The following is a 382-nucleotide window of genomic DNA, read 5'->3' as shown; positions in this document are numbered from 1 at the left end:
TTCGAATCGCACCCGGAAGTGGCGTTCTGCCGGCTGAATGGCGGCGCGGCGATGGCGCTGCCGAAGAAGATCAAGGGCGCGGTCAACCCGGCCGGCATGGAGGAGCGCAAGGCGCTGCTTTGCCGGCATGGCTACGAAAAAGCCTTCCTCGACCGGGCGCCGCCACGGGGTGCTGCGAACGACGATTTCCTCGACGCGGCGGTGATGATGCTGATTGCCGGGCGTATCGCCGGCGGCGAGGCGCGGCCTTCGCCCGATCCGCCGCTGCTGGATCGTTTCGGCATCCCGGTCGCCATCTGGGCTTGAGGCAAAATCGGCTGCGCAGCTTTTGGCCGCATGCGATTGCGACGCCGCCATCCGCAATTCGGCATTGCCCACGACC

Annotated in this window: 1 protein-coding gene; it reads left to right on the top strand. The window is 67.0% G+C overall.

The window, feature by feature from the left end; all coding sequences use genetic code 11:
• On the top strand, positions 1-306 hold a 306-nt coding region (locus EOD07_RS37460; RefSeq protein WP_127238567.1), incomplete at its 5' end, for a DUF429 domain-containing protein.
• Between the last annotated feature and the right edge of the window lie 76 nt (positions 307-382).

This window comes from Mesorhizobium sp. M2C.T.Ca.TU.002.02.1.1 (assembly GCF_003997225.1).
This window is presented reverse-complemented; position numbering and strand designations above follow the sequence as displayed.